We start from the raw sequence: 25,973 nt of genomic DNA, 5'->3' as shown, positions 1-25,973 counted from the left end.
GGAGAGGAATAATGAAAACGCTGCTGATCATTGACTCCGGTCTCGGACAGGCTCGCGCCTATATGGCGAAGACCTTGCTGGGCGCGGCGGCACAAAAAGCACATCTGGAGATTATCGATAATCCAGGCGATGCAGAACTGGCCATTGTACTGGGCGACAAAATCCCGGCTGACAGTGCGCTGAACGGCAAAAAAGTGTGGCTGGGCGATATTAATCGCGCGGTGGCACACCCGGAACTCTTCCTTAGCGAAGCGAAAGGTCACGCGTCTGTCTACAGCGCGCCTGTCGCAGCGGCACCGGCTGCGGCCACGGGTCCGAAACGCATTGTTGCGGTGACGGCCTGCCCGACGGGGGTGGCTCACACCTTTATGGCGGCTGAAGCCATTGAAACCGAAGCGAAAAAACGCGGCTGGTGGGTAAAAGTTGAAACGCGTGGCTCCGTCGGTGCCGGCAACGCTATCACCCCAGAAGAAGTGGCTGAGGCCGATCTGGTGATCGTGGCGGCGGATATCGAAGTGGACCTGGCGAAATTTGCCGGTAAGCCAATGTACCGTACATCTACCGGCCTGGCGCTGAAAAAGACCGCGCAGGAGTTTGATAAAGCGCTGGTAGAAGCGAAGCCGTATCAGGCAACCGGCGCGCGTCAAACCGCGACAGAAGGTAAGAAAGAGTCTGCGGGCGCCTATCGCCATCTGTTGACCGGCGTGTCTTACATGCTGCCGATGGTGGTGGCGGGTGGTCTGTGTATCGCTCTCTCGTTCGCGTTTGGTATCACCGCGTTTAAAGAGCAAGGCACGCTGGCCGCTGCGCTGATGCAGATCGGCGGTGGCTCAGCCTTTGCTCTGATGGTGCCGGTACTGGCGGGCTTTATTGCCTTCTCCATCGCTGACCGTCCTGGCCTGACGCCGGGCCTTATCGGCGGTATGCTGGCCGTGAGCACGGGTTCCGGCTTTATCGGCGGGATTATCGCGGGCTTCCTGGCCGGTTACGTCGCGAAGCTCATCAGCTCGAAGCTCAAGCTGCCGCAGAGTATGGAAGCGCTGAAACCGATCCTGATCATCCCGCTGATTTCCAGCCTGGTGGTCGGTCTGGCGATGATTTACCTGATTGGTAAGCCGGTTGCGGGCATCCTGGCGGGTCTGACCCACTGGCTGCAAACCATGGGTACCGCAAACGCGGTTCTGCTGGGTGCAATCCTCGGCGGCATGATGTGTACCGACATGGGTGGTCCGGTGAACAAAGCGGCGTACGCCTTTGGTGTTGGCCTGCTGAGTACCCAGACCTACGCGCCAATGGCGGCGATCATGGCGGCCGGTATGGTGCCTCCTCTGGCTCTCGGCCTGGCGACGATTATTGCCCGTCGTAAGTTCGATAAAGCACAGCAGGAAGGCGGCAAAGCGGCGCTGGTGCTGGGTCTGTGCTTCATCACCGAAGGGGCGATTCCGTTCGCGGCCCGTGACCCAATGCGTGTACTGCCTTGCTGTATCGCGGGTGGCGCGGTAACGGGGGCAATCTCCATGGCGATTGGCGCGAAGCTGATGGCACCACACGGCGGTCTGTTCGTGCTGCTGATCCCTGGCGCTATCACGCCGGTGCTGGGCTACCTGCTGGCCATCGTTGCCGGTACGCTGGTGGCGGGTCTCTCTTACGCGGTGCTGAAACGTCCGGAAGCGGAAGTCGTGGCAAAAGCAGCGTAAGCGATAAACAACAAAAAAGCCGGGTTGCATTACGCACCCGGCTTTTTTTATGCCGCCTGTTCAGCGGTTTGCTGTGCCTTCAGCCAGGCAATCTCTTCTGCCCAGATATCCGGATTAATGGTTTCCAGCACCATCGGAATACCGTCGAAGCGGGCGTCCTGCATAATGAAGCGGAACGCATCGTGGCCAATGTTGCCTTCGCCGAGGCTGTGGTGGCGGTCAACGCGGCTGCCAAAGGCGCTTTTCGCATCGTTTAAGTGCATGCCGCGCAGGTACTTAAAGCCCACAATGCGCTCGAACTCATCAAACGTGTTTTTCGTTGCCTCGGTTGTGCGCAGGTCATAGCCGGCGGCGAACGCGTGGCAGGTATCAATGCACACGCCAACGCGGGATTTATCCTCCACGCCGTCGATAATCGCCGCCAGATGTTCGAACCTGAAGCCGAGGTTGCTGCCCTGACCGGCGGTATTCTCAATCACCGCGGTGACGCCTTTGGTCTTGTCCAGGGTGATGTTGATGGACTCGGCAATGCGCGCCAGGCAGGCATCTTCGTCGATCTGCATCAGATGGCTGCCCGGATGGAAGTTCAGCAGCGTCAGCCCGAGCTGTTCGCAGCGCTGTACTTCATCAAGAAACGCCTCGCGGGATTTTTCCAGCGCCTCTTCAACCGGGTGACCGAGGTTGATCAGGTAGCTGTCGTGGGGAAGGATTTGGCCTGGCCCGTAGTGGTACTTCTCACAGGCAGCCTTGAAATCATCAATCACTTCAGCGGTGAGCGCTGCGGCGCGCCACTGGCGCTGGTTTTTGGTGAACAGGGCGAAAGCGGTCGCCTCGATTTCGGCGGCGCGAATGGCGGCATTCGCAAGGCCACCTGCAGCGCTGACGTGCGCTCCAACATATTTCATAAAAAAACTCCTGCTAACCCGAAACGCTTATGATAGCGGGTTAGCAGGAGAAGGACGAGATGGTTTATGCCATCAGGCTGTGCACCGCGAGGTTAATGGCACCGCCGCCGACAATCAGCCAGATGAAGAGCACCAGCGCCATCAGCAGCGGTTTGGCACCGGCTTTTTTCAGCGCGCTGACGTGCGTTGTCACCCCCAGCGCTGCCATGGCCATCGCCAGCAGCACGGTATCCAGCATCACCAGCATATCCACCACCGCTTTCGGCAGCAGGTGGAAGGAGTTGAAAATCGCCACCACGATAAACAGGATCGCAAACCACGGAATGGTGATTTTGCTTTTCTCGCTGCCGCCTGCCGGTGCCAGCTGCTTAACCCGCGCCGCGAGGAAAATCAGGAACGGTGCCAGCATCATCACGCGCAGCATTTTGGCAATCACCGCCGCGTTTTCAGCTTCCGGGTTAATGGCATGTCCTGCCGCCACCACCTGGGCCACTTCGTGCATGGTCGAACCGATGTAGATGCCGTAGGTTTCCGGGCTAAACCAGTGCGCCACCAGCGGATACATCGCCGGGTAGAGGAAGATCGCCAGCGTACCGAAGATCACCACCGTCGCCACCGCCACGGTCACCTTGCTGGCTTCGGCTTTAACGACGGGCTCTGTTGCCAGCACCGCCGCGGCCCCACAGATACTGCTCCCGGCACCGATCAGCCAGCTGGTTTGCTTATCCAGGCCAAAGACTTTCTGGCCGATAAAGCAGGCCAGTAAAAAGGTGCTGGTCAGGGTCAGGACGTCGATGGCAATCCCGCTCACCCCCACGTCTGCAATCTGCGAAAAGGTGAGGCGGAAGCCGTAAAGGATGATCCCGAGACGCAGCAGGTGCTGTTTGGCAAAGATCACGCCGCCGTCGCAGGATTTCCAGATATGTGGGTAAACGGTATTTCCCACGACCATGCCGAGCAAAATGGCGAGCGTCAGCGCGCTAAAACCCGCGCCTGCGATAGCCGGGATGCTGCCGCCCCATAATGCAACGGCGGTCACTGCTGCGCTAAGCGCGAGGCCCGGCACGAAGTGCCACACTGTACGATGATGTTGTAAGGTGATTTCTGACATAACCTTCTCCTTTGTCTGGCTAAAGGTTACGGCGCTCTGGCTTAAAAATAAAATTGATTATATACTTATAATCAATCTATATAAGTGGTAAGCAACCATGCACATTACATTGCGTCAGTTGGAAGTGTTTGCCGAGGTGCTGAAAAGCGGCTCGACGACCCAGGCGTCACAAATGCTGGCGCTCTCGCAGTCTGCGGTCAGCGCGGCGTTGACCGATCTTGAAGGACAGCTGGGCGTGCAGCTTTTCGACAGGGTAGGGAAGCGTCTGGTGGTCAACGAGCACGGTCGTCTTCTTTATCCACGCGCGCTGGCGCTGCTGGAGCAGGCTATCGAAATCGAACAGCTGTTCCGCGAAGACAACGGCGCGATCCGCGTCTATGCCAGCAGCACCATTGGGAACTACATCCTGCCGGAAGTGATTGCCCGCTACCGCCGGGATTTCCCGACCCTGCCGCTGGAGATGAGCGTGGGCAATAGCCAGGACGTTATCAACGCGGTGATCGATTTCCGCGTGGATATCGGCCTCATCGAAGGGCCTTGTCATAACGTCGATATCATTGCCGAGCCCTGGCTGGAAGATGAGCTGGTGGTGTTTGCGTCCCCGGCCTCGTCGTTATTGCAGGGCGAGGTGACGCTGGAGCGCCTGGCGCAGGCGCAGTGGATCCTGCGCGAACAGGGCTCCGGCACGCGTGAAATTGTCGATTATCTGCTGCTTTCCCATCTGCCGCATTTCCAGTTAGGGATGGAGCTGGGGAACTCTGAGGCCATCAAGCACGCGGTGCGTCATGGCCTGGGGATCAGCTGTCTTTCCCGGCGCGTCATTGCCGAACAGCTTGAAACGGGGTCGCTGGTTGAAATCCCGGTTCCGTTGCCGAAGCTGGTGCGTACGCTGTGGTGCATTCATCATCGTCAGAAACACCTTTCCAGCTCGCTGCAGCGTTTTCTGCGCTATTGCGAGATGTAATCTTCCCCTCATCCTGACCCTCTCCCCAAAGGGGAGAGGGAAAAATTATGCTTTACTTATAATCCTGGCCGAGTCATGAAGCTCTCTTATAACTGAGTATTTCTGCCGGAAGGAACGCGGATCGTCTGCTACAATCGCGCCTCATTTATTAAATGGACAGCATTTTCATATGGTTTCAGAAATTAAAACCACAGAAGCGCCCACGCTACGTCGTGAACTCAAGGCGCGTCACCTGACGATGATCGCCATTGGAGGCTCAATCGGTACAGGTCTTTTCGTTGCCTCTGGCGCAACGATTTCGGCAGCCGGCCCGGGTGGGGCACTTTTCTCTTATATCCTGATTGGCCTGATGGTGTACTTCCTGATGACCAGTCTCGGCGAACTGGCCGCGTACATGCCGGTATCCGGTTCGTTTTCGACCTACGGTCAAAAATACGTTGAAGAAGGCTTCGGCTTCGCGCTGGGCTGGAACTACTGGTACAACTGGGCGGTCACTATCGCCGTTGACCTTGTCGCCGCGCAGCTGGTGATGAACTGGTGGTTCCCCGATACGCCGGGCTGGATCTGGAGCGCCCTGTTCCTGGCCGTCATCTTCCTGCTGAACTACATCTCCGTGCGCGGTTTCGGCGAAGCGGAATACTGGTTCTCTTTGATCAAAGTGGCAACCGTCATCATCTTTATCGTCGTCGGTGTGGCGATGATCGTTGGTATTTTCAAAGGCGCAGAACCTGCGGGCTGGAGTAACTGGACAACAGGCGATGCGCCGTTTGCCGGTGGACTGTCGGCGATGATTGGCGTGGCGATGATTGTCGGTTTCTCCTTCCAGGGGACCGAGCTGATTGGTATCGCTGCCGGTGAGTCAGAGAACCCTGAGAAAAATATTCCGCGCGCGGTCCGTCAGGTCTTCTGGCGTATCCTGCTGTTCTACGTGTTCGCGATCCTCATTATCAGCCTGATCATTCCGTACACCGATCCAAGCCTGCTGCGTAATGACGTTAAAGACATTAGCGTCAGTCCGTTCACGCTGGTCTTCCAGCACGCCGGTCTGCTTTCTGCTGCGGCAGTGATGAACGCCGTTATCCTGACCGCTGTGCTTTCAGCCGGTAACTCCGGGATGTACGCGTCCACCCGTATGCTCTACACGCTGGCATGCGACGGTAAAGCCCCGCGTATCTTCGCGAAGCTGTCCCGTGGCGGCGTTCCGCGTAACGCGCTGTATGCCACCACGGTGATTGCCGGTCTGTGCTTCCTGACCTCTATGTTTGGCAACCAGACGGTGTACCTGTGGCTGCTTAACACGTCCGGGATGACGGGCTTTATTGCCTGGCTGGGGATTGCCATTAGCCACTACCGTTTCCGCCGTGGCTTCGTCAAGCAGGGTCACGATATTAACTCGCTGCCGTATCGCTCCGGCTTCTTCCCTCTGGGTCCCATTTTCGCCTTCATTCTGTGCCTGATCATTACGCTTGGACAGAACTATGAAGCGTTCCTGGCGGATACCATTGACTGGGGCGCCGTCACGGCAACCTACATTGGCATTCCGCTGTTCCTCGTCATCTGGTTTGGTTACAAGCTGACGAAAGGAACAAAATTCGTTCGCTACAGTGAAATGGAATTCCCGGAACGATTTAAACAATAACCGCACTTCCTCTCTATTAGCCCGCTCGTTTGAGCGGGCTTTTTTATTCCCACATTCTGAAACAAAGATATATTTCTTAACAATTCAATTGATAATAATTATCGTTTGCTTTATCGTTATCAAAAATAAGCGTGCTACCGACCCACCGCAGATGTGGGCGGCAGGGAAGACGCTGTGAGCAATGATGATTTGATTGAGTTGTATTTACCTCATGGAGATATGGAATGTTTAGGTTGAATCCCTTCGTCAGGGGAGGACTTTGCGCGTCCGCAATGTCCCTGGCCCTGCCTGTTATCGCAGCGGAATCCGGCGACACAATGGTTATCACGGCCTCCGCGACCGAGCAAAACCTGAAAGACGCACCGGCAAGCATCAGCGTCATCACCCAGGAAGATTTGCAGCGCAAACCCGTTCAGAATCTGAAAGATGTGTTACGGGAGGTGCCGGGCGTTCAGCTCACGAGCGAAGGGGACAACCGTAAAGGGGTAAGTATTCGTGGACTGGACAGCAGCTATACGCTGATCCTGATCGACGGCAAGCGCGTCAATTCCCGTAACGCAGTGTTCCGCCATAATGATTTCGACCTCAACTGGGTGCCGGTTGACGCCATCGAACGAATTGAAGTGGTGCGCGGCCCGATGTCTTCTCTTTACGGCTCCGATGCGCTGGGCGGCGTGGTGAACATTATCACCAAGAAAATCGGCCAGAAATGGACGGGTACCCTGAGCGCCGATTCCACAATTCAGGAACATCGCGACCGTGGAGACACCTATAACGGGCAGTTCTATACCAGCGGGCCGCTGGTGGACGGCCTGCTGGGGCTGAAAGCCTACGGTAGCCTCGCGAAGCGTGAGAAAGACGGTCAGCAGAAGTCCTCTACCACGGCGAGCGGTGAAACGCCGCGCATTGAGGGCTTCACTAGCCGCGATGCGAATGTGGAGTTCGCCTGGACGCCGTCTGAAAATCACGACTTTACGGCGGGCTACGGTTTCGATCGTCAGGATCGTGACTCGGATTCCCTCGACAAAAACCGCCTTGAGCGTCAGAACTACTCTCTCAGCCACAACGGTCGTTGGGGCGTCGGCAACAGCGAGCTGAAGGTCTACGGCGAAAAGGTGGATAACAAAAACCCGGGCAACAGCAATCCGATCACCTCCGAGAGCAACGCGGTGGACGGAAAATACGTGCTGCCGCTGGGCGACATCAACCAGCTGCTGACCTTTGGCGGCGAATGGCGTCACGATAAGCTGAAGGATCCGGTCAACCTGACGGGCGGTTCCAGCAGCAGTACGTCGACAAGCCAGTATGCCCTGTTCCTTGAAGATGAGTGGCGTCTCTTTGAACCTCTGGCGCTGACCACCGGTATCCGTATGGACGACCATGATACCTACGGCGACCACTGGAGCCCGCGCGCCTATCTGGTCTACAACGCGACCGATACCGTAACGGTGAAAGGGGGCTGGGCGACCGCGTTTAAAGCGCCATCACTGCTGCAGCTGAGCCCGGACTGGGTCACCGGCTCGTGTCGTGGTGCCTGTGAGATTGTCGGTAACCCGGATCTGAAACCGGAGACCAGCGAGAGCTTCGAGTTCGGTCTTTACTACAGCGGGGAAGAGGGCTGGTTAGAGGGCGTGCAGGCCAGCGTCACCACCTTCCAGAATAACGTCGATGACCGCATCAGCATCAGCCGTACGGCCAATGCGAAACAGGCCCAGAGCTACCCTAACTACGTTGGCCTGAATGCCGACGGTGAACCGATTTTCCGCTACTACAACGTTAACAAGGCGCGCATCCGCGGGGTGGAGACCGAGCTGAAATTCCCGCTGGCGGAAGACTGGAAAGTGACCCTTAACTATACGTACAACGACGGTCGTGATATCAGCAACGGCGGCAACAAGCCGCTGTCCGATCTGCCGTTCCACACCGCCAACGGGACCGTTGACTGGAAGGCGACGCAGGACTGGTCGTTCTATGTTCAGGGCAACTACACCGGTGAGAAACGCGCGCTGACCAGCAGTGAACCAACGCCGGGTGGCTATGTCATCTGGAATACCGGCGCCGCGTGGCAGGCGACGAAAAGCGTGAAGCTGCGTGCGGGCGTGCAGAACCTGCTGGACAAAGATCTGAGCCGCGACGATTACAGCTACACGGAAGATGGCCGTCGCTACTTTGTCGGCGTGGATTATAAGTTCTGATGGGGTAATGTGCCGGGTGGCGGCTGCGCCTTACCCGGCCTACATAAGGGCACAGGCCCGTAGGCCCGGTAAGCGAAGCGCCACCGGGCAAAACAGGCAGCGCTTATGCAAATAAATGCTCCGCATGGAAGCGGAGATGATCTTCGATAAAGGACGCAATGAAGTAATAGCTGTGATCGTATCCCGGCTGAATGCGCAGCGTCAGCGGCCAGTCCTTCTGGCGCGCGGCTTCAGCAAACACCGCAGGCTGCAGTTGTCCGGCGAGGAACTGGTCCGCATCACCCTGATCGATAAGGGTGGGAATCGCCGCTTCCGCTTTGCTGGCCAGCATTAGCGCACAGCTGTCCCATTCCTGCCAATTCGCTTCATCTTCCCCCAGATAGTTCGCGAAGGCTTTCTGCCCCCACGGCACCTGAGTAGGGTTCACAATTGGCGCAAATGCCGACACGCTGACGTATTTTCCTGGATTTTTCAGCGCCATGATGAGCGCGCCGTGTCCGCCCATGGAGTGGCCGCTAATCGCGCAGCGGTCGCTTACCGCAAACCCGGACTGTATCAGCGCGGGCAGCTCATCGCGAAGGTAATCATACATGCGGTAGTGGCGCGCCCAGGGCTGCTCGGTCGCATTGAGATAAAACCCGGCGCCTTTGCCCAGGTCGTATCCGGCATCGTCGGCCACATCATCGCCACGCGGGCTGGTGTCTGGCATCACCAGCGCAATGCCCAGCTCGGCGGCAATACGCTGCGCGCCCGCTTTGGTGGTGAAGTTTTCGTCATTGCAGGTCAGACCTGACAGCCAGAACAGAACCGGCGGATTTTCCGTCGGGGGCAGGAAAACGCTGAACGTCATCGCACAGTTCAGGACGGTGGAGTCATGCCGCCAGCGCTGCTGTCGACCTTCAAAACAACGGTGCTCTTCGAGCAGTTCCATGCAGGGCTCCTTAATGAGAATGCGTATTCATAAAAACCATAATACAGCCTTTTCATTGACCTGTGAGTAACTTTCACTTTCGCCAGAGGGCGAGATGCTGCATCATAAATTTACTTTTCTTTAACAATTGGAGCGGTCATGGCGCTGCGTATTGCGCTCAGTGGGTTTATCGTGCTGGTGGTGGCGATGGGGATAGGGCGCTTTGCTTTTACGCCCCAGGTGCCGCTGATGATTGCTGCCGGACAGCTTACGCTGACCAGCGCGGGTCTGGTGGCGGCGATGAATTATCTGGGCTATCTGGTGGGCGCGTGGGATGCGATGCGTGCGCACCGCTTCGTTGAAACGCGCCTCTGGCTTGGCATCACCGGCGCGGTTGCGCTGACGCTGCTCTCCGCGGCGGCGGAAAACGCCGTCGTGCACGGCCTGCTGCGTTTTGTCATCGGCTGCATGAGCGGCTGGTCGATGGTACTCATTGCCGCCTGGACCAACGAACGGCTGGGGCAGCTCGGTAAACCGGGGCTGAGCGCTGCGGTGTTTGCCGGACCGGGGGCGGGCATCGCCCTGAGCGGGCTGCTCGCCGTCTATATCCAGGCGAAATCCCTGTCGGCCGGGGCGGCATGGCAAATCTACGGCGTGCTGGCGCTGGTGCTGATTGCACTGGTGGCGCGCTACCTGCCGCGATCCGGGCAGCTCCATCGACCCGGCACCGCGCCGGAGCCGCTGCTGCTGACGGCGGATTTAAAGCGCCTGGTCTGGAGCTACAGCCTGGCCGGGTTTGGCTATATCCTCCCGGCGACCTTCCTGTCGCAAATGGCGGCGGTGCGTTTTCCCGGCAGCATGTTTGCCCAGTTTGTCTGGCCGATTTTTGGTCTCGCCGCCGTGGTGGGCATTGCGCTAAGTATTCTTTTACGCCACACCTCAACGGCTAACCGCAGGCTGGCTATCGTGCTGTGGTTACAGGGGGCGGGCGTGCTGGCGGCCTGGCTGCTGCCGGGGATTGGCGGTTTGCTGACGGGCGGGCTGCTGGTGGGAGGCGGCTTTTTGTGTGCCGTGCAGCTCTCTCTTTTATACGGTCGCGAGCTGGCGCCAAACCACACGCGCTATATGGCCGGCCTGCTCACCACCGGGTATGCGATAGGGCAATTGATTGGCCCGATGACCTCGGCGTTATCAACCTGGCTTACCCACCGGCTGGAGCCCGCGCTGGGGCTGGCGGGCGTGGCGCTGTTCGTCGGCGGAGCCCTGGTCTGGAATCGTCACGCTGAAAGGCAACAGCAATTGCAATAATTATCGTCGTGAATACTGGATTATGTGCGCCGCCTCACGCACAATGAACGCATACTTTTGCCACAACGAGGGCAAAAGACGCCACACCTGCAGGAGAACAAAATGTCATCACTCAGTAAAGAAGCTGCCCTGGTCCACGAAGCCCTGGTTGCGCGCGGTCTTGAAACGCCACTGCGTCCGCCCGTACAGGATTTGGACAATGAAACCCGCAAGCGTCTGATTGCCGGTCATATGACCGATATCATGGAGCTGCTGAATCTCGATCTGAGTGACGACAGTCTGATGGAGACGCCGCACCGCATCGCGAAAATGTACGTCGACGAAATTTTCTCGGGTCTGGATTACGCCAACTTCCCGAAAATCACCGTCATTGAAAACAAGATGAAAGTGGATGAGATGGTGACGGTCCGCGATATCACGCTGACCAGCACCTGCGAACACCATTTCGTGACCATCGACGGTAAAGCGACCGTGGCGTATATCCCCAAAGATACGGTGATTGGCCTGTCGAAGATCAACCGCATCGTGCAGTTCTTTGCTCAGCGTCCGCAGGTGCAGGAGCGCCTGACCCAGCAGATCCTGACCGCGCTGCAAACGCTGCTCGGCACCAATAACGTGGCCGTCTCTATCGACGCGGTTCACTACTGCGTGAAGGCGCGTGGCGTGCGCGATGCCACCAGTGCGACCACCACAACCTCGCTGGGCGGTCTGTTTAAATCGAGCCAGAATACCCGCCAGGAGTTCCTGCGCGCCGTACGTCACCACAACTAAGTCTTACAGGGCAGGGACCATGGAGCGAAACGTCACGCTCGATTTTGTTCGCGGCGTCGCCATTCTCGGTATCCTGCTGCTTAATATCACCGCCTTCGGTTTGCCGAAGGCGGCTTATCTCAATCCTGCATGGTATGGCGACATCACCCGCAGTGATGCCTGGACGTGGGCGATCCTCGACCTCTTTGCGCAGGTCAAATTCCTCACGCTCTTTGCCCTGCTGTTTGGCGCAGGCCTGCAGCTTCTCCTCAAACGCGGTACGCGCTGGATCCAGTCGCGCCTGACGCTGCTGGTTATCCTCGGCTTTATTCACGGCCTGTTCTTCTGGGACGGCGATATTCTTCTCGCGTATGGGTTAGTCGGGCTCATCTGCTGGCGTCTGATTCGCGATGCGCACAGCGTTAAAAGCCTGTTTAACACCGGCGTGATGCTCTATGTCATGGGGCTTGCCGTATTGCTGCTGCTGGGGATGATCTCCGGCGAGGCGACTAACCGTGCCTGGATCCCGGATGCCGCTAACCTGCAGTACGAGCAGTTCTGGAAGCTGAAAGGCGGTACGGAAGCAATAAGCAACCGCGCGGATATGCTGGGGGACAACCTCCTTGCGCTGGGGGCGCAATACGGCTGGCAGCTGGCGGGCATGATGCTGATGGGCGCGTCACTGATGCGCACCGGCTGGCTGAAAGGCGAATTCAGCCTGCGTCACTATCGCCGTACCGGCGTCGGTCTGGTGCTGCTCGGCGTGCTGATTAATCTCCCGGCGGTGATGGTGCAGTGGCATATCCACTGGGATTACCGCTGGTGCGCGTTCCTGCTCCAGGTGCCGCGTGAACTGAGCGCGCCGTTTCAGACCATCGGCTACGCGGCGCTGATCTATGGCTTCTGGCCAACGCTTTCCCGCCTGTGGATCGTCAGCGCTATCGCCTGCGTGGGCCGTATGGCGTTGAGCAACTACCTACTGCAAACGCTTCTCTGCACCACGCTTTTCTATCGCTTTGGCCTGTTTATGAAATTCGACCGCCTCACGCTGCTGGCGTTTGTTATCCCGGTCTGGGTGGTTAACCTGGCGTTTTCTGTTCTCTGGCTACGTTATTTCCGCCAGGGACCGCTGGAGTGGGTGTGGCGTCAGTTAACCGCACATGCTTCAGGGGTATCATTGAAAAACACATCCAGATAACGATCTGGATCACAATCATTAACAAAACGGATGTAAGCGTTTTCATGAGTGTGAGCTTCTTCACGTAGTCCCCTTTCTCTCGCTGCCAAAATAGCCACCTTGCTAAACACAGGGGGTGTCTGTGAGTTGCTGCAATCCTTTGAAGGATGGTGAATATGATCACCATTCGTGACGTCGCCCGTCAGGCGGGCGTTTCTGTGGCTACCGTCTCGCGCGTGCTGAACAACAGCGCGCTGGTCAGCCCTGAAACCCGTGAAACCGTAATGAAAGCCGTGACCCAGCTCGGGTACCGGCCAAATGCCAATGCGCAGGCGCTTGCGACGCAGGTCAGCGACACCATCGGCGTGGTGGTGATGGATGTATCAGATGCCTTTTTCGGCGCGCTGGTGAAAGCGGTCGACGTGGTCGCCCAGCAGCATCAGAAATACGTCCTGATCGGCAACAGCTATCATGAGGCGGAAAAAGAGCGCCATGCCATCGAAGTGCTGATCCGCCAGCGCTGTAACGCCTTGATTGTCCACTCAAAAGCCTTGAGCGATGAAGAGCTAACCGGCTTTATGGATCAGATCCCGGGCATGGTGCTGATTAACCGTATCGTCCCCGGCTATGCCCATCGCTGCGTCGGGCTGGATAACGTCAGCGGCGCCATGATGGCCACGAAAATGCTCATTAACAACGGGCATCAGCGGATTGGCTATCTGGCCTCCAGCCATCAGATCGAAGATGATGACCTGCGGCGCGAGGGGTGGCAAAACGCCCTGAAAGAGCACGGCATTATGCCATCCGAAAGCTGGGTGGGAACCGGTACGCCGGACATGCAGGGCGGTGAAGCGGCGATGGTCGAGCTGCTGGGCCGCAACCTGCAGCTGTCTGCGGTGTTTGCCTATAACGACAGCATGGCGGCAGGGGCCCTGACTGCGCTGAAGGATAACGGCATTGCGGTGCCACAGCATTTATCACTCATTGGATTTGATGATATTCCGATTGCCCGTTACACCGACCCGCAGCTGACAACGGTGCGCTACCCCATTGCCTCTATGGCGAAACTGGCGACTGAGCTGGCGTTACAGGGGGCGGCAGGGCTGCTGGATCCGGGCGCAACGCACTGTTTCATGCCGACTTTAGTGCGTCGCCACTCCGTCGCGGCCAGGCAAACTGTGGTTCCGATCACTAACTGATTACATGAGGTGATGTAACCGTTTTCAATCTGTGAGTAAATTCACAGTATCTTAACAAGGCGCTGACTATGATGTCAGCGTTTTAGGAGCTGAAACGCTATGTAACGGTGATTATTCACTTTCACTATAGCCAACGTGCCGCAAACAACGAATAAAACGCATTTCTGGAGCGTTACCGAACACGGAAGATAGAAATTTTATAAGTGAACTTCGGCTGTCAGTAACGTTTTATTAACACCTGCCCGCCGATCGTTATTCACAAGAACTACCCTGCATAAAAAAACCGGAGATACCATGAATAAGAAGGTGTTGACCCTGTCTGCTGTAATGGCAAGCATGCTTTTTGGTGCAGCAGCGCACGCTGCGGATACCCGTATTGGTGTGACCATCTATAAATACGACGACAACTTCATGTCTGTTGTGCGTAAAGCGATTGAGAAAGATGCGAAAGCAGCGCCAGACGTTCAGCTGCTGATGAACGACTCCCAGAATGACCAGTCCAAACAGAACGACCAGATCGACGTTCTGCTGGCGAAAGGCGTGAAAGCCCTGGCCATCAACCTGGTTGACCCGGCTGCAGCAGGCACGGTTATTGAAAAAGCGCGCGGCCAGAACGTGCCGATCGTCTTCTTCAACAAAGAACCTTCCCGTAAGGCGCTGGATAGCTACGACAAAGCGTATTACGTTGGTACCGACTCCAAAGAGTCCGGTATTATTCAGGGCGATCTGATCGCCAAACACTGGGCGGCGAACCCGAACTGGGACCTGAACAAAGACGGTCAGATTCAGTTCGTGCTGCTGAAAGGCGAACCAGGCCACCCGGATGCTGAAGCGCGTACCACTTACGTTATCAAAGAGCTGAACGACAAGGGGCTGAAAACCCAGCAGCTGGCGTTAGATACCGCGATGTGGGATACCGCTCAGGCGAAAGATAAGATGGACGCGTGGCTGTCCGGCCCTAACGCGAACAAAATCGAAGTGGTTATCGCCAACAACGATGCGATGGCAATGGGTGCGGTAGAAGCGCTGAAAGCGCACAACAAATCGTCCATCCCGGTATTCGGTGTGGATGCGCTGCCAGAAGCGCTGGCGCTGGTTAAATCCGGTGCGATGGCCGGTACCGTGCTGAACGATGCCAACAACCAGGCGAAAGCGACCTTCGATCTGGCGAAAAACCTGGCCGATGGCAAAGGCGCGGCAGATGGCACCAACTGGAAAATTGAAAACAAAATCGTTCGCGTACCTTACGTGGGCGTAGACCAGTCCAACCTGGCTGAGTTTATCGGTAAATAAGTTAGCGGTACTGTCTCCACTGGGCGCAATTCGTTGCGCCCTTTTATAACGCGATATGCGAGGCCAACAAGGTATAATTATGGTCAGCACAACTACTCAGTCATCCGGTGAATACCTGTTGGAAATGAGCGGTATCAACAAGTCATTTCCCGGCGTTAAGGCACTCGATAATGTTAATTTAAAAGTTCGTCCTCACTCTATTCACGCCTTAATGGGTGAGAACGGTGCGGGTAAATCAACATTATTAAAATGTCTTTTTGGGATCTATCAAAAAGATTCTGGCAGCATTCTTTTTCAGGGGAAAGAGATCGATTTCCATTCAGCGAAAGAAGCACTGGAAAACGGTATCTCGATGGTTCACCAGGAATTAAACCTGGTGCTGCAGCGTTCAGTCATGGATAACATGTGGTTGGGGCGTTATCCCACCAAAGGTGTCTTTGTCGATCAGGACAAAATGTATCGCGACACCAAAGCGATTTTCGACGAGCTGGATATTGATATCGATCCGCGCGCCCGCGTGGGAACATTATCCGTCTCCCAGATGCAGATGATCGAAATCGCCAAAGCGTTCTCCTATGATGCGAAAATCGTCATCATGGACGAACCGACATCGTCATTAACGGAAAAAGAGGTTAATCACCTTTTTACCATTATTCGCAAGCTGAAAGATCGCGGCTGCGGCATTGTGTATATCTCTCACAAAATGGAAGAGATCTTCCAGCTGTGCGATGAGATCACCATCCTGCGCGACGGCCAGTGGATTGCCACACAGCCGCTGGAAGGACTGGACATGGACAAGATCATCGCCATGATGGTCGGCCGTTCCCTGAACCAGCGCTTTCCGGACAAAGAAAACAAGCCGGGTGAAGTGATTCTGGAAGTGCGCAATCTGACCTCATTGCGTCAACCGTCTATCCGCGATGTCTCCTTCGACCTGCACAAGGGTGAAATCCTGGGGATTGCCGGGCTGGTGGGGGCAAAGCGTACCGACATCGTGGAAACCCTGTTTGGCATTCGTGAGAAAGCCGAAGGCACCATTACGCTGCACGGAAAGAAAATCAATAACCACAACGCCAACGAAGCCATTAATAATGGTTTTGCGCTGGTGACGGAAGAGCGTCGTTCGACCGGTATTTATGCCTATCTGGATATTAACTTTAACTCGTTAATTTCTAACATTCGCAATTACAAAAACAAAGTCGGGCTACTGGATAACTCCCGCATGAAGAGCGATACCCAATGGGTGATTGACTCCATGCGCGTGAAAACGCCAGGCCACCGCACCCAAATTGGTTCGCTGTCAGGCGGTAACCAGCAGAAAGTTATTATCGGCCGCTGGTTATTAACCCAGCCAGAAATTCTGATGCTGGATGAACCGACCCGCGGTATTGACGTCGGCGCGAAGTTTGAAATTTATCAGCTGATTGCCGAGCTGGCGAAAAAGAATAAAGGGATCATTATTATTTCTTCCGAAATGCCGGAATTGTTAGGGATCACAGACCGTATCCTGGTTATGAGCAATGGTCTCGTCGCCGGTATTGTTGACACCAAAACGACAACGCAAAACGAAATTTTGCGTCTTGCGTCTTTGCACCTTTAAGATCAGGGGCTCCTCATGAGTGCGTTAAATAAAAAAAGTTTTCTCACTTACCTGAAAGAAGGCGGTATTTACGTTGTTCTTTTAGTACTGCTGGCTATCATTATTTTCCAGGACCCTACGTTCTTAAGCCTGCTGAACCTGAGTAACATTCTGACCCAGTCCTCCGTGCGTATTATCATTGCGCTGGGCGTGGCGGGCCTGATCGTGACCCAGGGGACGGACCTTTCTGCCGGTCGTCAGGTAGGTCTGGCGGCGGTTATCGCGGCAACCCTGCTGCAGTCGATGGAAAACGCCAACAAGGTCTTCCCGGAAATGGCCACTATGCCGATTTTCGTGGTGATCCTGATTGTCTGCGCCATCGGTGCGGTGATTGGTCTGATCAACGGTATTATCATCGCCTACCTGAACGTGACGCCATTTATCACCACCCTGGGTACGATGATCATCGTTTACGGTATCAACTCCCTGTATTACGACTTTGTCGGTGCTTCACCCATCTCGGGCTTTGACAGCGGCTTCTCGACCTTTACGCAAGGGTTTATTGCGCTGGGCAGCTTCCGCCTGTCGTATATCACCTTCTATGCGCTGATTGCGGTGGCCTTCGTCTGGATCCTGTGGAACAAAACGCGCTTTGGCAAAAACATCTTCGCTATCGGCGGTAACCCGGAAGCGGCGAAAGTGTCCGGCGTAAACGTTGCCCTGAACCTGCTCATCATCTATGCCCTTTCCGGGGTGTTCTATGCCTTCGGCGGGATGCTGGAAGCCGGCCGTATCGGCTCTGCAACCAACAACCTTGGCTTCATGTACGAGCTGGATGCGATCGCAGCCTGTGTGGTGGGCGGCGTCTCCTTCAGCGGCGGTGTGGGTACCGTACTCGGCGTGGTGACCGGTGTGATCATCTTCACCGTCATCAACTACGGGTTGACCTATATCGGCGTGAACCCGTACTGGCAGTACATCATCAAAGGCGCCATCATTATCTTCGCCGTTGCGCTGGATTCACTGAAGTACGCGCGTAAGAAATAATCGTCTCTCGCGATACCTGGCCCGCTCACCGAGCGGGCTTTTTTTATGCCTTATGCCAGCTGTGACTCCTCTCGGGTCACAATGCGTTCAAACCAGTCGAGTTCAGAGAGCTTGCAGGCGATCCACTGTTCGGAAAAGGCGTCGCCCAGGCTGTCGGTGAGGTACTGACAGCGGGCAAAAGTCTCAATCGCCTCCTGCTGAAACAGCGGCAGTTCAGGTTGATCGTGCTGCGGTTCGGGCAACTCCTCCTCGTCGATATTTTCCAGCCCGTACAGCATGCCGGTCAGAATAGTAGCAGCCACCAGATACGGATTGGCGTCAGCCCCGGCCAGCCGGTACTCGATACGACGGTTGTGGTCTTCCGAGCAGGGAATACGCAAAGCGGCGGAGCGGGTGTTATAGCCCCAGGAGTTAAATACGGGTTCCGTCAGGTTTTTACGCAGGCGACGAAACGCGTTGACGCCTGGCGCAAGAATGGCGATAGAGGCGGGCATTAGCGCCAGCTGGCCCGCGATGCACAACCGCACCATGCTGTTCAGCGCGTTAACCGGGGAAGCAAAGACGTTGTCGCCGCGGCTGTCGTTGAGGCTGAAATGGAAGTGCAAGCCGCTGCCGGAAAGTTCGCTGAAGGGCTTGGCCATAAAGTTGGCCTGCAGGCCGTGCTTTTCGGCAACGTATCGGGTCAGGCGACGCAGCGCCAGCACGTTATCGCAGACCTCAACGACGCGATGGCTGTGCTTCAGGTTTAATTCGTACTGACCGGACTCGGCTTCCGCTACGACCCCTGACAGCGGGATGTGCTGCAGGTGCGCCAGCTGTTCCAGCTCGTCAAACAGCGCGGCATGCGCCGACGAGGTATCCATATGAAAACAGCCCTGATTTTGCGGATCCCGATCGTCATGTCCCGTCAGATAGAACTCGATTTCCGGGGCAATCACCGGGAAAAGGCCGTGCCGGTGGAAGCGGGCCAGCACGTTCTGCAGTATCACGCGCGGCTCAAGCGGGCAGGGGCTATCGTCGCTGTCTTTCATCGTCAGCAGGATCTGCGCGTTGTGCTGTGGATCCTGCGGACAGGGACGCAAAGAGCCGGCGACCGGAACGCACAGCCGGTCCGGTTCATCATAAAGCGGGGCGGCGATTTTTCCTTTCTGATCCATCGAGTAGACCGAAAGGGGAAAGTAACAGCCTTTTTCCAGACTCAGCATGCTCTCCACCGACAGACGCTTGCCACGCATCGTGCCGTTGATATCGTTCAGGTAAACGTCTACATGTTTCGTCTGCGGGTAACGTTCCAGGTAATCGGCTACTTCCACTGAAATGTTGTGCTGCAGGGCGTCAATTTTTTCATCAAGCCAGAGACTGGAATTGAGTGCGCCAGGAAGTGATAAACCGGGAAGGTTAAAATACGGACGGAGACTTTTGAGGAAAAACGCATTCATTATCGAGTTCATAGTCATTCTTCAATGAAGCCGTAGCGGCAGTGAACTCAGCTTAAAAGAGCCGACGTAAAGGGGAGATAAAAAGCGTCAGGCCCGGCGTAAAGAAATTATAAAGGCGGTGCTGTTATTTCTCTTTTTTCTGCATATCGAGCAGCTGCTCGGGCGTGACGGCCGGGTAACCCTGCGCGTCTTCCGGCACTTCATGCATCGCTGGAATCGGCACCAGCGGGCCTAAAAAGCGCGGTTCGCGTTTGAAGATATACAGATCGGCCAGGGCACCAAAGCGGGCACCGAACTCGCGGACGCGCACGCTCAGCATATCTTTTGGCGACGGCACCGCGTAGCACTGTGCCTGAATGCCCATATGCAGGGCGATAAACAGCGCGCGTTCGCAGTGGAAGCGCTGGGTGATGATGATGAAGTCGTTGGTGTCGAAGACTTTGCGCGTGCGCACGATGGAGTCCAGGGTGCGGAACCCGGCGTAGTCGAGCACGATATCGGCAGGATCCACGCCCGCGGCAATCAGGTCCTTACGCATCGTCACCGGTTCATTGTAGCTTTGCAGGGCGTTATCCCCGCTCAGCAGCAGGTAGTTCACCTTGCCGCTGTTGTAGGCATTCAGCGCGCCCTGAATGCGGTAACGGTAATACTGGTTAATGACGCCGGTGCGGTAATACTTGGCGGTGCCGAGCACCACGCCAACCTGACGATAGGGCAGGTCCTGCAGGTCGTCAAAGATGTAGGGGGCGGTTTTCCAGCTCATCCAGCGGTCGAGACCGAGCACGATCAACAGCAGTATGCCGACCAGGACAGACAGGCTGTAAAAAACGCGCTTTAACATGCAGATGGCTCGTGCGTGGATGAAATTTAACTCAGGCTACTTTACCCGCCTGGTTAGCGCAAGAAACAGCGACTCAACTGAGGGGTTTTTCAGCAAACTGGCGGGCATTTCTGCCCGCCGGAAGGATTACGCCAGCAGTACGCGGTCAATTGTCGTACAGCCCAGCGCTTTAAGCGTTGCGGCAGTGGCATCCCACTGGATCAGCGGCGCATCGGCAATCTCGGCCAGAATGGCGCGCTGAATGTCCGGATAGTCATAGCCGTTCAGGCTCAGCAGGTTAAGTGCGCCCTGCAGCGGCGGCAGCGTCGGGTTAAACGCGGCGTTTTCCGCATAGCTGCCGGTGAAGATTCGGCCATCGCGGCACTGCAGCGCCACGCCGCTCGGAGACTTGCTGTACGGCGTGTGGCTCTTGTTGGCGGCGGTAATCGCCGCCTGGCTCAGGTTATCGCCGGACAGGGCGAAACCGTGGTTCTGCTCGTCCATCAGCAGGGTTTTGATCTCCAGATCTTTCGGGCCAAACGCGTCAGGCAGATAATCCCCCAGCGTGTGCGGCGCGCGGCCTGGCAGGTTGATGCGCAGCTGCAGCCCGCTGTTCAGCTCGTTCATGAACTGACGGCAGTGGCCGCAGGGGGTGTAGTTAACGGTAATGGCGCTCAGGGCTTTTTCACCGCGCAGCCAGGCGTGGCTGATGGCGCTCTGCTCGGCGTGAACGGTCTGCTGCATGGTTGCGCCCAGGAACTCCATGTTGCCGCCGAAGTACCAGGTGCCGCTGACGCCCCGCGCAATGGCCCCGACGTTGAAGTGGGAGAGATCGGCCCGCGCGCAGGCAGCAGCCAGAGGAAGCAGTGCGAAAGCCAGCGCGTCTTCATCCAGTCCCGTTGCCTGTTTCAGCATCGTGACCTGCTCCGCGGTCAGCAGGGCGGGGAAGTGTGCATCTGCCAGAACGGGAGCAAGGGCTGACTGCAAATTCTCTGCAAGCTGGGCGAAAGCAGCTTGAAAACGTGGGTGCATGGCGTTTGCCTCATAAAGGTTAATGGATCGGTAGTTTACGGAGCCGTCAGGGCTTTATATGTGATCCGCTTCTCATTATGTATGCAACTTATGAAATCAAAATGAAATTTGCGCGACGCATCGCAAATTTTAGCCCATCACCGCCAGAATCAGCGGGAAAATGAATGGGGCCAGCAGGGAGGTAATAATCCCGCAGATCACCAGCGCCAGGGAGCTAAACGCCCCTTCCTGATAATCCAGCTCCGCGCAGCGGGCCGTGCCCAGCGCGTGGGAGGCGGTGCCCATCGACAGCCCCCGTGCCGCTTTAGTATGAATACGCATCGCGTTCAGCAGGGTGTGGCCAAACACCGCGCCTAGAATACCGACGAAAATGACGCACATCGCGCTGATGGCCGGAATACCGCCGAGGCTGCCCCCAACCGCCATCGCGATAGGCGTGGTCACCGATTTTGGCAGAATAGAGGCGGCAATCTGCGGCGAGGCACCCATCATCAGCGCCACCGACGTACCGGTGATCATCGCCACCAGGCTCCCGACAAAACAGATGGTAATGATGGATTTCCAGCGGGCGCGGATCTGGTGCAGTTGCTCATATAAAGGAAAGGCGAGCGCCACGACGGCGGGCTGCAGCAGGTCGTTTAAGATTTTGCTGCCGGCAAAGTAGCGTTCGTAAGGAATGCCGGTGAGCAGCAGGAACGGAATAATCACCACCATCGCCACCAGCAGCGGGTTCAGCAACGGCATTTTGAAACGCGCGGCAAGCTTACGTGCGGCGAAAAAGACTGCAAGGGTGAGCGGCAGGGACCACCAGATATTGTCCATCATTTTTTTGTTTTCTCCCCAATCACGTTACGTTCGCCATGCACCAGATGTGAACTCCAGCTCACCACCAGGAAAACCACCAGCGTACTGACCGCGCAGGAGACCACAATCGGGCCGAACTGGGCTTTGAGCAAATCAAAATACTGCATGACCCCGACGCCGATAGGCACGAAAAGCAGCGCCATATAGCGAATAAGGACGAAGCAGCCGGGGTTGACCCACTTTGCGGGCAGGATTTGCAGCGCCAGCAACACGAAGAGGATCAGCATGCCGATAATGCTGCCGGGGATGGTGATGGGCAGCAGCGACGCGATGAAAATCCCGGCATACAGGCAGGCGTAAATCAGGACGAATGCGCGCAGATATTGCCAGATAATGTTCAATGATTTGCTCATGGTGATAGTCCTTGCTGAAACGCATTCATCATACAATTAAACCTAAAAATGTGCCATGGATCACATCATGAATTTTGAGCATACCAGACATTCCGGAATGGAACGCCGAGCTTTCCACACACATACAGAGCAGATACTATAGCGCGTCTTTTTTCACAGGTACTGCTATGCGTGTTTTACTGGCCCCAATGGAAGGCGTGCTCGACTCCCTCGTGCGCGAGCTTCTGACCGAGGTGAACGATTACGATCTCTGCGTGACGGAGTTTCTGCGCGTGGTCGATATGTTGTTGCCGGTAAAATCCTTCTTCCGCCTGTGCCCCGAGCTGCACAACCAGAGCCGGACCTCTTCCGGCACGCTGGTGCGTATTCAGCTGCTCGGCCAGTATCCCGAATGGCTGGCGGAAAACGCCGCCCGCGCGGTTGAGCTGGGCTCTTACGGGGTGGATCTCAACTGCGGCTGCCCGTCGAAGCTGGTCAACGGCAGCGGCGGCGGGGCGACCTTGCTGAAAGATCCTGAGCTGATTTATCGCGGCGCGAAAGCCATGCGTGAGGCCGTGCCTTCGCATTTGCCGGTGACGGTTAAGGTGCGCCTGGGGTGGGACAGCGACGCGCGGCAGTTTGAAATCGCCGATGCGGTGCAGCAGGCCGGGGCCACCGAGCTGGTGGTGCATGGCCGTACCAAAGAAGATGGCTACAAAGCCGATCGCATTAACTGGCAGGCGATCGGTGAGATCCGCAAACGCCTCACCATTCCGGTGATCGCCAACGGCGAAATCTGGGACTACGAGAGCGCGCAGGCCTGTCTGCAGGCCACCGGCTGCGATGCGGTCATGATTGGCCGCGGCGCACTGAATGTGCCGAACCTCAGCCGGGTGGTGAAATATAACGAACCGCGGATGCCGTGGGCAGACGTCGTCACGCTGCTGCAAAAATACAGTCGTCTGGAAAAGCAGGGGGACACCGGTTTGTATCACGTCGCGCGAATTAAGCAGTGGCTGAGTTATTTACGTAAAGAGTACGATGAAGCGCTGGGGTTATTTCAGGAGATTCGTACATTACAGACGTCCTCTGATATTGCACGGGTTATTCAGTCAAAGTAATTTATTCATTTGGTGAATAATTTTCTGATTATGTAAATGTATAACAATTTACGGATTGCCACGCATTACTAAAAAAATAAATAGTATCAAGCGTATTTTTCGCCTTTATTTTTTGAGTATATGGCGTAATGAAACGTTCTCTTATTTTATCTCTGAGTGTCCCCTTTGCATTAATTCTGGCAGCCTGCGCACCTGAACATTCCACCGTCTCTCCGCTAAATACACAACCGGCCGCCAAGTCTGTGAATACCTCATTGCATTATACCGACTGGCCGAAAAATGCGTGGTGGAAGGCGTATAACGATCCCCAGCTTAACGGGCTTATTGCGAAAGCATTAAGCGATGCGCCGGATATGCAGATTGCCCGTCAGCGGATTACGCTTGCCGAAGCCCAGGCAAAAGCCACTATGGCTGCCGACGGCCCGCAAATTGATTTTTCCGCCGATGCGGAACGTCAGAAAATGTCCGCCGAAGGGCTGATGGGACCCTTTGCCATTACCGACCCGGCGGCAGGGACCACCGGGCCGTGGTACACCAACGGCACCTTTGGCCTGACCGCAGGCTGGGATCTCGATCTGTGGGGTAAAAATCGCGCGCAGGTCGAAGCCCGGATTGGCAAAGTGAATGCGCAAAAAGCGGAGCTGGAGCAGACCCGTCAGCTGCTGGCCAGCAGCGTGGCGCGGCTTTACTGGGAATGGCAAACGCAGGCCGCCGTGGGGGAGGTTCTCGCGCAGATCAAACATGAGCAGGACAATATTATCGGTGCCGATCGCGAGCTGTACCAGCACGGCATCACCTCCTCCGTGGAGGGTGTCGAAACGGATATCAACGCCAGCAAAACCGAAGAGCAGCTGGCCGAGGTCAACGGGAAGATGAAAGCCATAGAGGCGCGTCTGGTCGCGCTGACGAACTCCTCCTCCGTGAAGCTAACGCGGCACGCCTTGCCGACGGTGGAAGCCTCGTTACCGTCGACGCTCGGATATGAACTGTTGGCACGCCGTCCGGATCTTCAGGAGGCGCACTGGTATATCGAAGCCTCCATGAGCGAGGTAGAGGCCGCCAGAGCGGCGTTCTATCCTGACGTGAACCTGATGGCGTTCTTACAGCAGGATGCCCTCCACCTGAGCGATCTGTTCCGTTCATCCGCGCAGCAGATGGGCGTCACCGCCGGGCTGACGCTGCCAATTTTTGACAGCGGCAGGCTGAACGCCAGCCTGGATATCGCTCAGGCGCAGAACAACCTTTCGGTAGCCAACTACAACAAAGCGGTGGTGGAGGCCGTCAATCAGGTGGCACGCACCGCCAGCGAAGTCGAAACGCTGATGGCGAAGAACGGCCAACAGCAGCAGGTTGAAAAAGATGCGGCACGGGTTGTGGCGCTGGCACAGGCGCGTTTCAGCGCGGGGATTATTGCGGGCTCCCGTGTCAGTGAAGCCAGAATACCGGCCCTCAAAGAGCACCTCGAAGGCGTGCTGCTGAAGGGGCAATATGTCGACGCTACCCTGCAGCTGACCTCGGCGCTGGGCGGTGGCTATCATCATGGCTAAAAAAGGCCATTATCTATACTTACCTCTTTGCAGTTTTTCAGGAGGTGAGTATGACCAGAGTAGCGATTGTTACCGCATCGGATTCCGGGATTGGGAAAACCACGGCCCTGATGCTGGCTGAGCGCGGGTTTGATATTGGCGTCACCTGGCACTCGGATGAGAAAGGGGCGCTGGAAACCTGCCGCGAAGTTGAAGCGCAGGGGCAGCGCGCGGAGGCTATCCATCTTGATTTAAGCACGCTGCCGGAAGGCGCTGAGGCTATTGAAACGCTGATTGCGCGTTTTGGTCGGCTGGACGTGCTGGTCAATAATGCAGGGGCGATGACCAAAGCGCCGTTCCTCGAGATGCCGTTTGACGACTGGCGGAATATTTTCACCGTCGACGTGGACGGCGCGTTTCTCTGTTCACAAATTGCCGCAAGGCAGATGGTGAAGCAGGGGAAAGGGGGGCGGATTGTAAACATCACTTCGGTGCATGAGCACACGCCGCTTCCTGAGGCCAGCGCCTATACGGCGGCGAAACACGCGCTCGGCGGGTTAACCAAATCCATGGCGATGGAGCTGGTTAAGCACAATATTCTGGTGAACGCCGTCGCGCCGGGTGCCATTGCCACGCCGATGAATGACATGGACGACAGCGAAGTGAAGGACGGTTCAATGCCGGAAATCCCGCTGGCAAGGCCGGGCCATACCAAAGAGATTGCCAGCCTGGTCGCGTGGCTGTGCGACAGCGACGCCAGCTATACAACGGGGCAATCGTTTATCGTCGACGGGGGCTTTATGCTGGCGAACCCTCAGTTTAAGCCGGAGGGGTAGATTCCTTTCTCCCTCTCCCACAGGGCTGAGGAATCCCCAGTCATTTTTTACCTGAAGCGATGAACGTTGCTTCAGCAAAATTAATAGATTACAGCGACGCCCTGGTCCGGCTGTAAATCGCCGAAGCGTTTCCGTAAGGCCGGGGCGAGGCGCAGGGATGCGCCGAGAGGGCGTGGCCTGCAGGGATGCAGGCTCATGCCCGACCCGATAGCCTGAAGGAATAAGCTGA

At 56.4% G+C, this 25,973-nt stretch carries 22 protein-coding genes; 14 read left to right on the top strand and 8 right to left on the bottom strand.

What is annotated here, in order from left to right; all coding sequences use genetic code 11:
* The first annotated feature begins 11 nt into the window (after positions 1–11).
* The gene (gene fruA, locus AC0TN7_RS00705) at positions 12–1,697 is read left to right on the top strand and encodes a PTS fructose transporter subunit IIBC (RefSeq protein WP_024908174.1); all 1,686 of its coding nucleotides are present in this window, start codon (positions 12–14) and stop codon (positions 1,695–1,697) included.
* Between the two features lie 47 nt (positions 1,698–1,744).
* On the opposite strand, the gene nfo is transcribed toward fruA, so the two are convergent.
* Together nfo and AC0TN7_RS00695 are read right to left on the bottom strand one after the other, a co-directional pair.
* A complete protein-coding gene (gene nfo / locus AC0TN7_RS00700) occupies positions 1,745–2,602 on the bottom strand; it encodes a deoxyribonuclease IV (RefSeq protein WP_024908173.1) in 858 nt (285 codons plus the stop codon).
* Positions 2,603–2,666: 64 nt separating this feature from the next.
* Positions 2,667–3,713: a YeiH family protein gene (locus AC0TN7_RS00695; RefSeq protein WP_248202546.1), complete on the bottom strand. Its 1,047-nt coding sequence runs from the start codon at positions 3,711–3,713 to the stop codon at positions 2,667–2,669.
* A 97-nt stretch (positions 3,714–3,810) separates the two neighbouring features.
* Between AC0TN7_RS00695 and yieE the strand changes: the two genes are divergently transcribed.
* The 3 genes from yieE to cirA all read left to right on the top strand — a co-directional run bounded on the left by yieE (position 3,811) and on the right by cirA (position 8,511).
* Positions 3,811–4,677 carry a DNA-binding transcriptional regulator YeiE gene (yieE, locus tag AC0TN7_RS00690; RefSeq protein WP_024908171.1) on the top strand — a complete coding sequence of 289 codons (867 nt, stop codon included), beginning with the start codon at positions 3,811–3,813 and terminating at the stop codon, positions 4,675–4,677.
* A gap of 169 nt (positions 4,678–4,846) precedes the next feature.
* Positions 4,847–6,316, top strand: coding sequence for an amino acid permease (locus AC0TN7_RS00685; protein WP_024908170.1), 1,470 nt, complete (start codon positions 4,847–4,849; stop codon positions 6,314–6,316).
* Positions 6,317–6,540: 224 nt separating this feature from the next.
* Complete coding sequence (gene cirA / locus AC0TN7_RS00680; RefSeq protein WP_473701759.1) at positions 6,541–8,511, top strand: catecholate siderophore receptor CirA; 1,971 nt, start codon at positions 6,541–6,543, stop codon at positions 8,509–8,511.
* Between the two features lie 103 nt (positions 8,512–8,614).
* Here cirA and fghA read toward each other — a convergent pair whose 3' ends face one another.
* Positions 8,615–9,442 (bottom strand): S-formylglutathione hydrolase, encoded by an 828-nt coding sequence (gene fghA, locus AC0TN7_RS00675; protein ID WP_473701758.1) that lies wholly within the window; start codon positions 9,440–9,442, stop codon positions 8,615–8,617.
* A 138-nt stretch (positions 9,443–9,580) separates the two neighbouring features.
* Between fghA and AC0TN7_RS00670 the strand changes: the two genes are divergently transcribed.
* From AC0TN7_RS00670 to mglC, 7 genes are all read left to right on the top strand, one after another.
* The gene (locus tag AC0TN7_RS00670) at positions 9,581–10,729 is read left to right on the top strand and encodes a YbfB/YjiJ family MFS transporter (RefSeq protein WP_473701757.1); all 1,149 of its coding nucleotides are present in this window, start codon (positions 9,581–9,583) and stop codon (positions 10,727–10,729) included.
* Positions 10,730–10,831: 102 nt separating this feature from the next.
* Complete coding sequence (folE, locus tag AC0TN7_RS00665) at positions 10,832–11,500, top strand: GTP cyclohydrolase I FolE (RefSeq protein ID WP_008500927.1); 669 nt, start codon at positions 10,832–10,834, stop codon at positions 11,498–11,500.
* A 19-nt stretch (positions 11,501–11,519) separates the two neighbouring features.
* Entirely contained in the window at positions 11,520–12,677 is a 1,158-nt protein-coding gene (yeiB, locus tag AC0TN7_RS00660) for a DUF418 domain-containing protein YeiB (protein WP_024908166.1), read from the top strand.
* A 155-nt stretch (positions 12,678–12,832) separates the two neighbouring features.
* On the top strand, positions 12,833–13,855 hold the full coding sequence (gene galS, locus AC0TN7_RS00655) for an HTH-type transcriptional regulator GalS (RefSeq protein ID WP_024908165.1): 1,023 nt from the start codon (positions 12,833–12,835) through the stop codon (positions 13,853–13,855).
* A gap of 294 nt (positions 13,856–14,149) precedes the next feature.
* Complete coding sequence (gene mglB / locus AC0TN7_RS00650; protein WP_024908164.1) at positions 14,150–15,148, top strand: galactose/glucose ABC transporter substrate-binding protein MglB; 999 nt, start codon at positions 14,150–14,152, stop codon at positions 15,146–15,148.
* A 79-nt stretch (positions 15,149–15,227) separates the two neighbouring features.
* Positions 15,228–16,748, top strand: a complete 1,521-nt coding sequence (mglA, locus tag AC0TN7_RS00645) for a galactose/methyl galactoside ABC transporter ATP-binding protein MglA (RefSeq protein ID WP_008500922.1) — start codon at positions 15,228–15,230, stop codon at positions 16,746–16,748.
* Between the two features lie 15 nt (positions 16,749–16,763).
* Positions 16,764–17,774 carry a galactose/methyl galactoside ABC transporter permease MglC gene (gene mglC / locus AC0TN7_RS00640; RefSeq protein WP_008500921.1) on the top strand — a complete coding sequence of 337 codons (1,011 nt, stop codon included), beginning with the start codon at positions 16,764–16,766 and terminating at the stop codon, positions 17,772–17,774.
* A 50-nt stretch (positions 17,775–17,824) separates the two neighbouring features.
* Here the strand turns inward: mglC and AC0TN7_RS00635 are convergent, their stop codons facing one another.
* The 5 genes from AC0TN7_RS00635 to AC0TN7_RS00615 form a co-directional block, all read right to left on the bottom strand.
* The gene (locus tag AC0TN7_RS00635; RefSeq protein ID WP_473701766.1) at positions 17,825–19,213 is read right to left on the bottom strand and encodes a glutamine synthetase family protein; all 1,389 of its coding nucleotides are present in this window, start codon (positions 19,211–19,213) and stop codon (positions 17,825–17,827) included.
* 124 nt (positions 19,214–19,337) lie between these two features.
* On the bottom strand, positions 19,338–20,054 hold the full coding sequence (gene sanA, locus AC0TN7_RS00630; protein ID WP_008500918.1) for an outer membrane permeability protein SanA: 717 nt from the start codon (positions 20,052–20,054) through the stop codon (positions 19,338–19,340).
* Positions 20,055–20,180: 126 nt separating this feature from the next.
* Positions 20,181–21,065, bottom strand: a complete 885-nt coding sequence (gene cdd / locus AC0TN7_RS00625) for a cytidine deaminase (protein ID WP_473701756.1) — start codon at positions 21,063–21,065, stop codon at positions 20,181–20,183.
* Positions 21,066–21,194: 129 nt separating this feature from the next.
* Positions 21,195–21,890 carry a CidB/LrgB family autolysis modulator gene (locus AC0TN7_RS00620; protein ID WP_473701755.1) on the bottom strand — a complete coding sequence of 232 codons (696 nt, stop codon included), beginning with the start codon at positions 21,888–21,890 and terminating at the stop codon, positions 21,195–21,197.
* A complete protein-coding gene (locus tag AC0TN7_RS00615) occupies positions 21,887–22,282 on the bottom strand; it encodes a CidA/LrgA family protein (protein WP_014884558.1) in 396 nt (131 codons plus the stop codon). Before AC0TN7_RS00615 ends, AC0TN7_RS00620 begins: the two co-directional genes overlap by 4 nt.
* A gap of 167 nt (positions 22,283–22,449) precedes the next feature.
* Between AC0TN7_RS00615 and dusC the strand changes: the two genes are divergently transcribed.
* From dusC to AC0TN7_RS00600, 3 genes are all read left to right on the top strand, one after another.
* A complete protein-coding gene (gene dusC, locus AC0TN7_RS00610; RefSeq protein WP_267216901.1) occupies positions 22,450–23,382 on the top strand; it encodes a tRNA dihydrouridine(16) synthase DusC in 933 nt (310 codons plus the stop codon).
* A gap of 128 nt (positions 23,383–23,510) precedes the next feature.
* Complete coding sequence (gene mdtQ / locus AC0TN7_RS00605) at positions 23,511–24,929, top strand: multidrug resistance outer membrane protein MdtQ (protein WP_267215073.1); 1,419 nt, start codon at positions 23,511–23,513, stop codon at positions 24,927–24,929.
* 50 nt (positions 24,930–24,979) lie between these two features.
* Positions 24,980–25,744 (top strand): SDR family oxidoreductase, encoded by a 765-nt coding sequence (locus tag AC0TN7_RS00600; RefSeq protein ID WP_024908156.1) that lies wholly within the window; start codon positions 24,980–24,982, stop codon positions 25,742–25,744.
* Positions 25,745–25,973: the final 229 nt, after the last annotated feature.

This window comes from Enterobacter sp. PL_is511 (genome assembly GCF_055816065.1).
The sequence above is the reverse complement of the archived record's forward strand: the minus strand, read 5'-3'. Positions and strand labels throughout refer to the sequence as shown.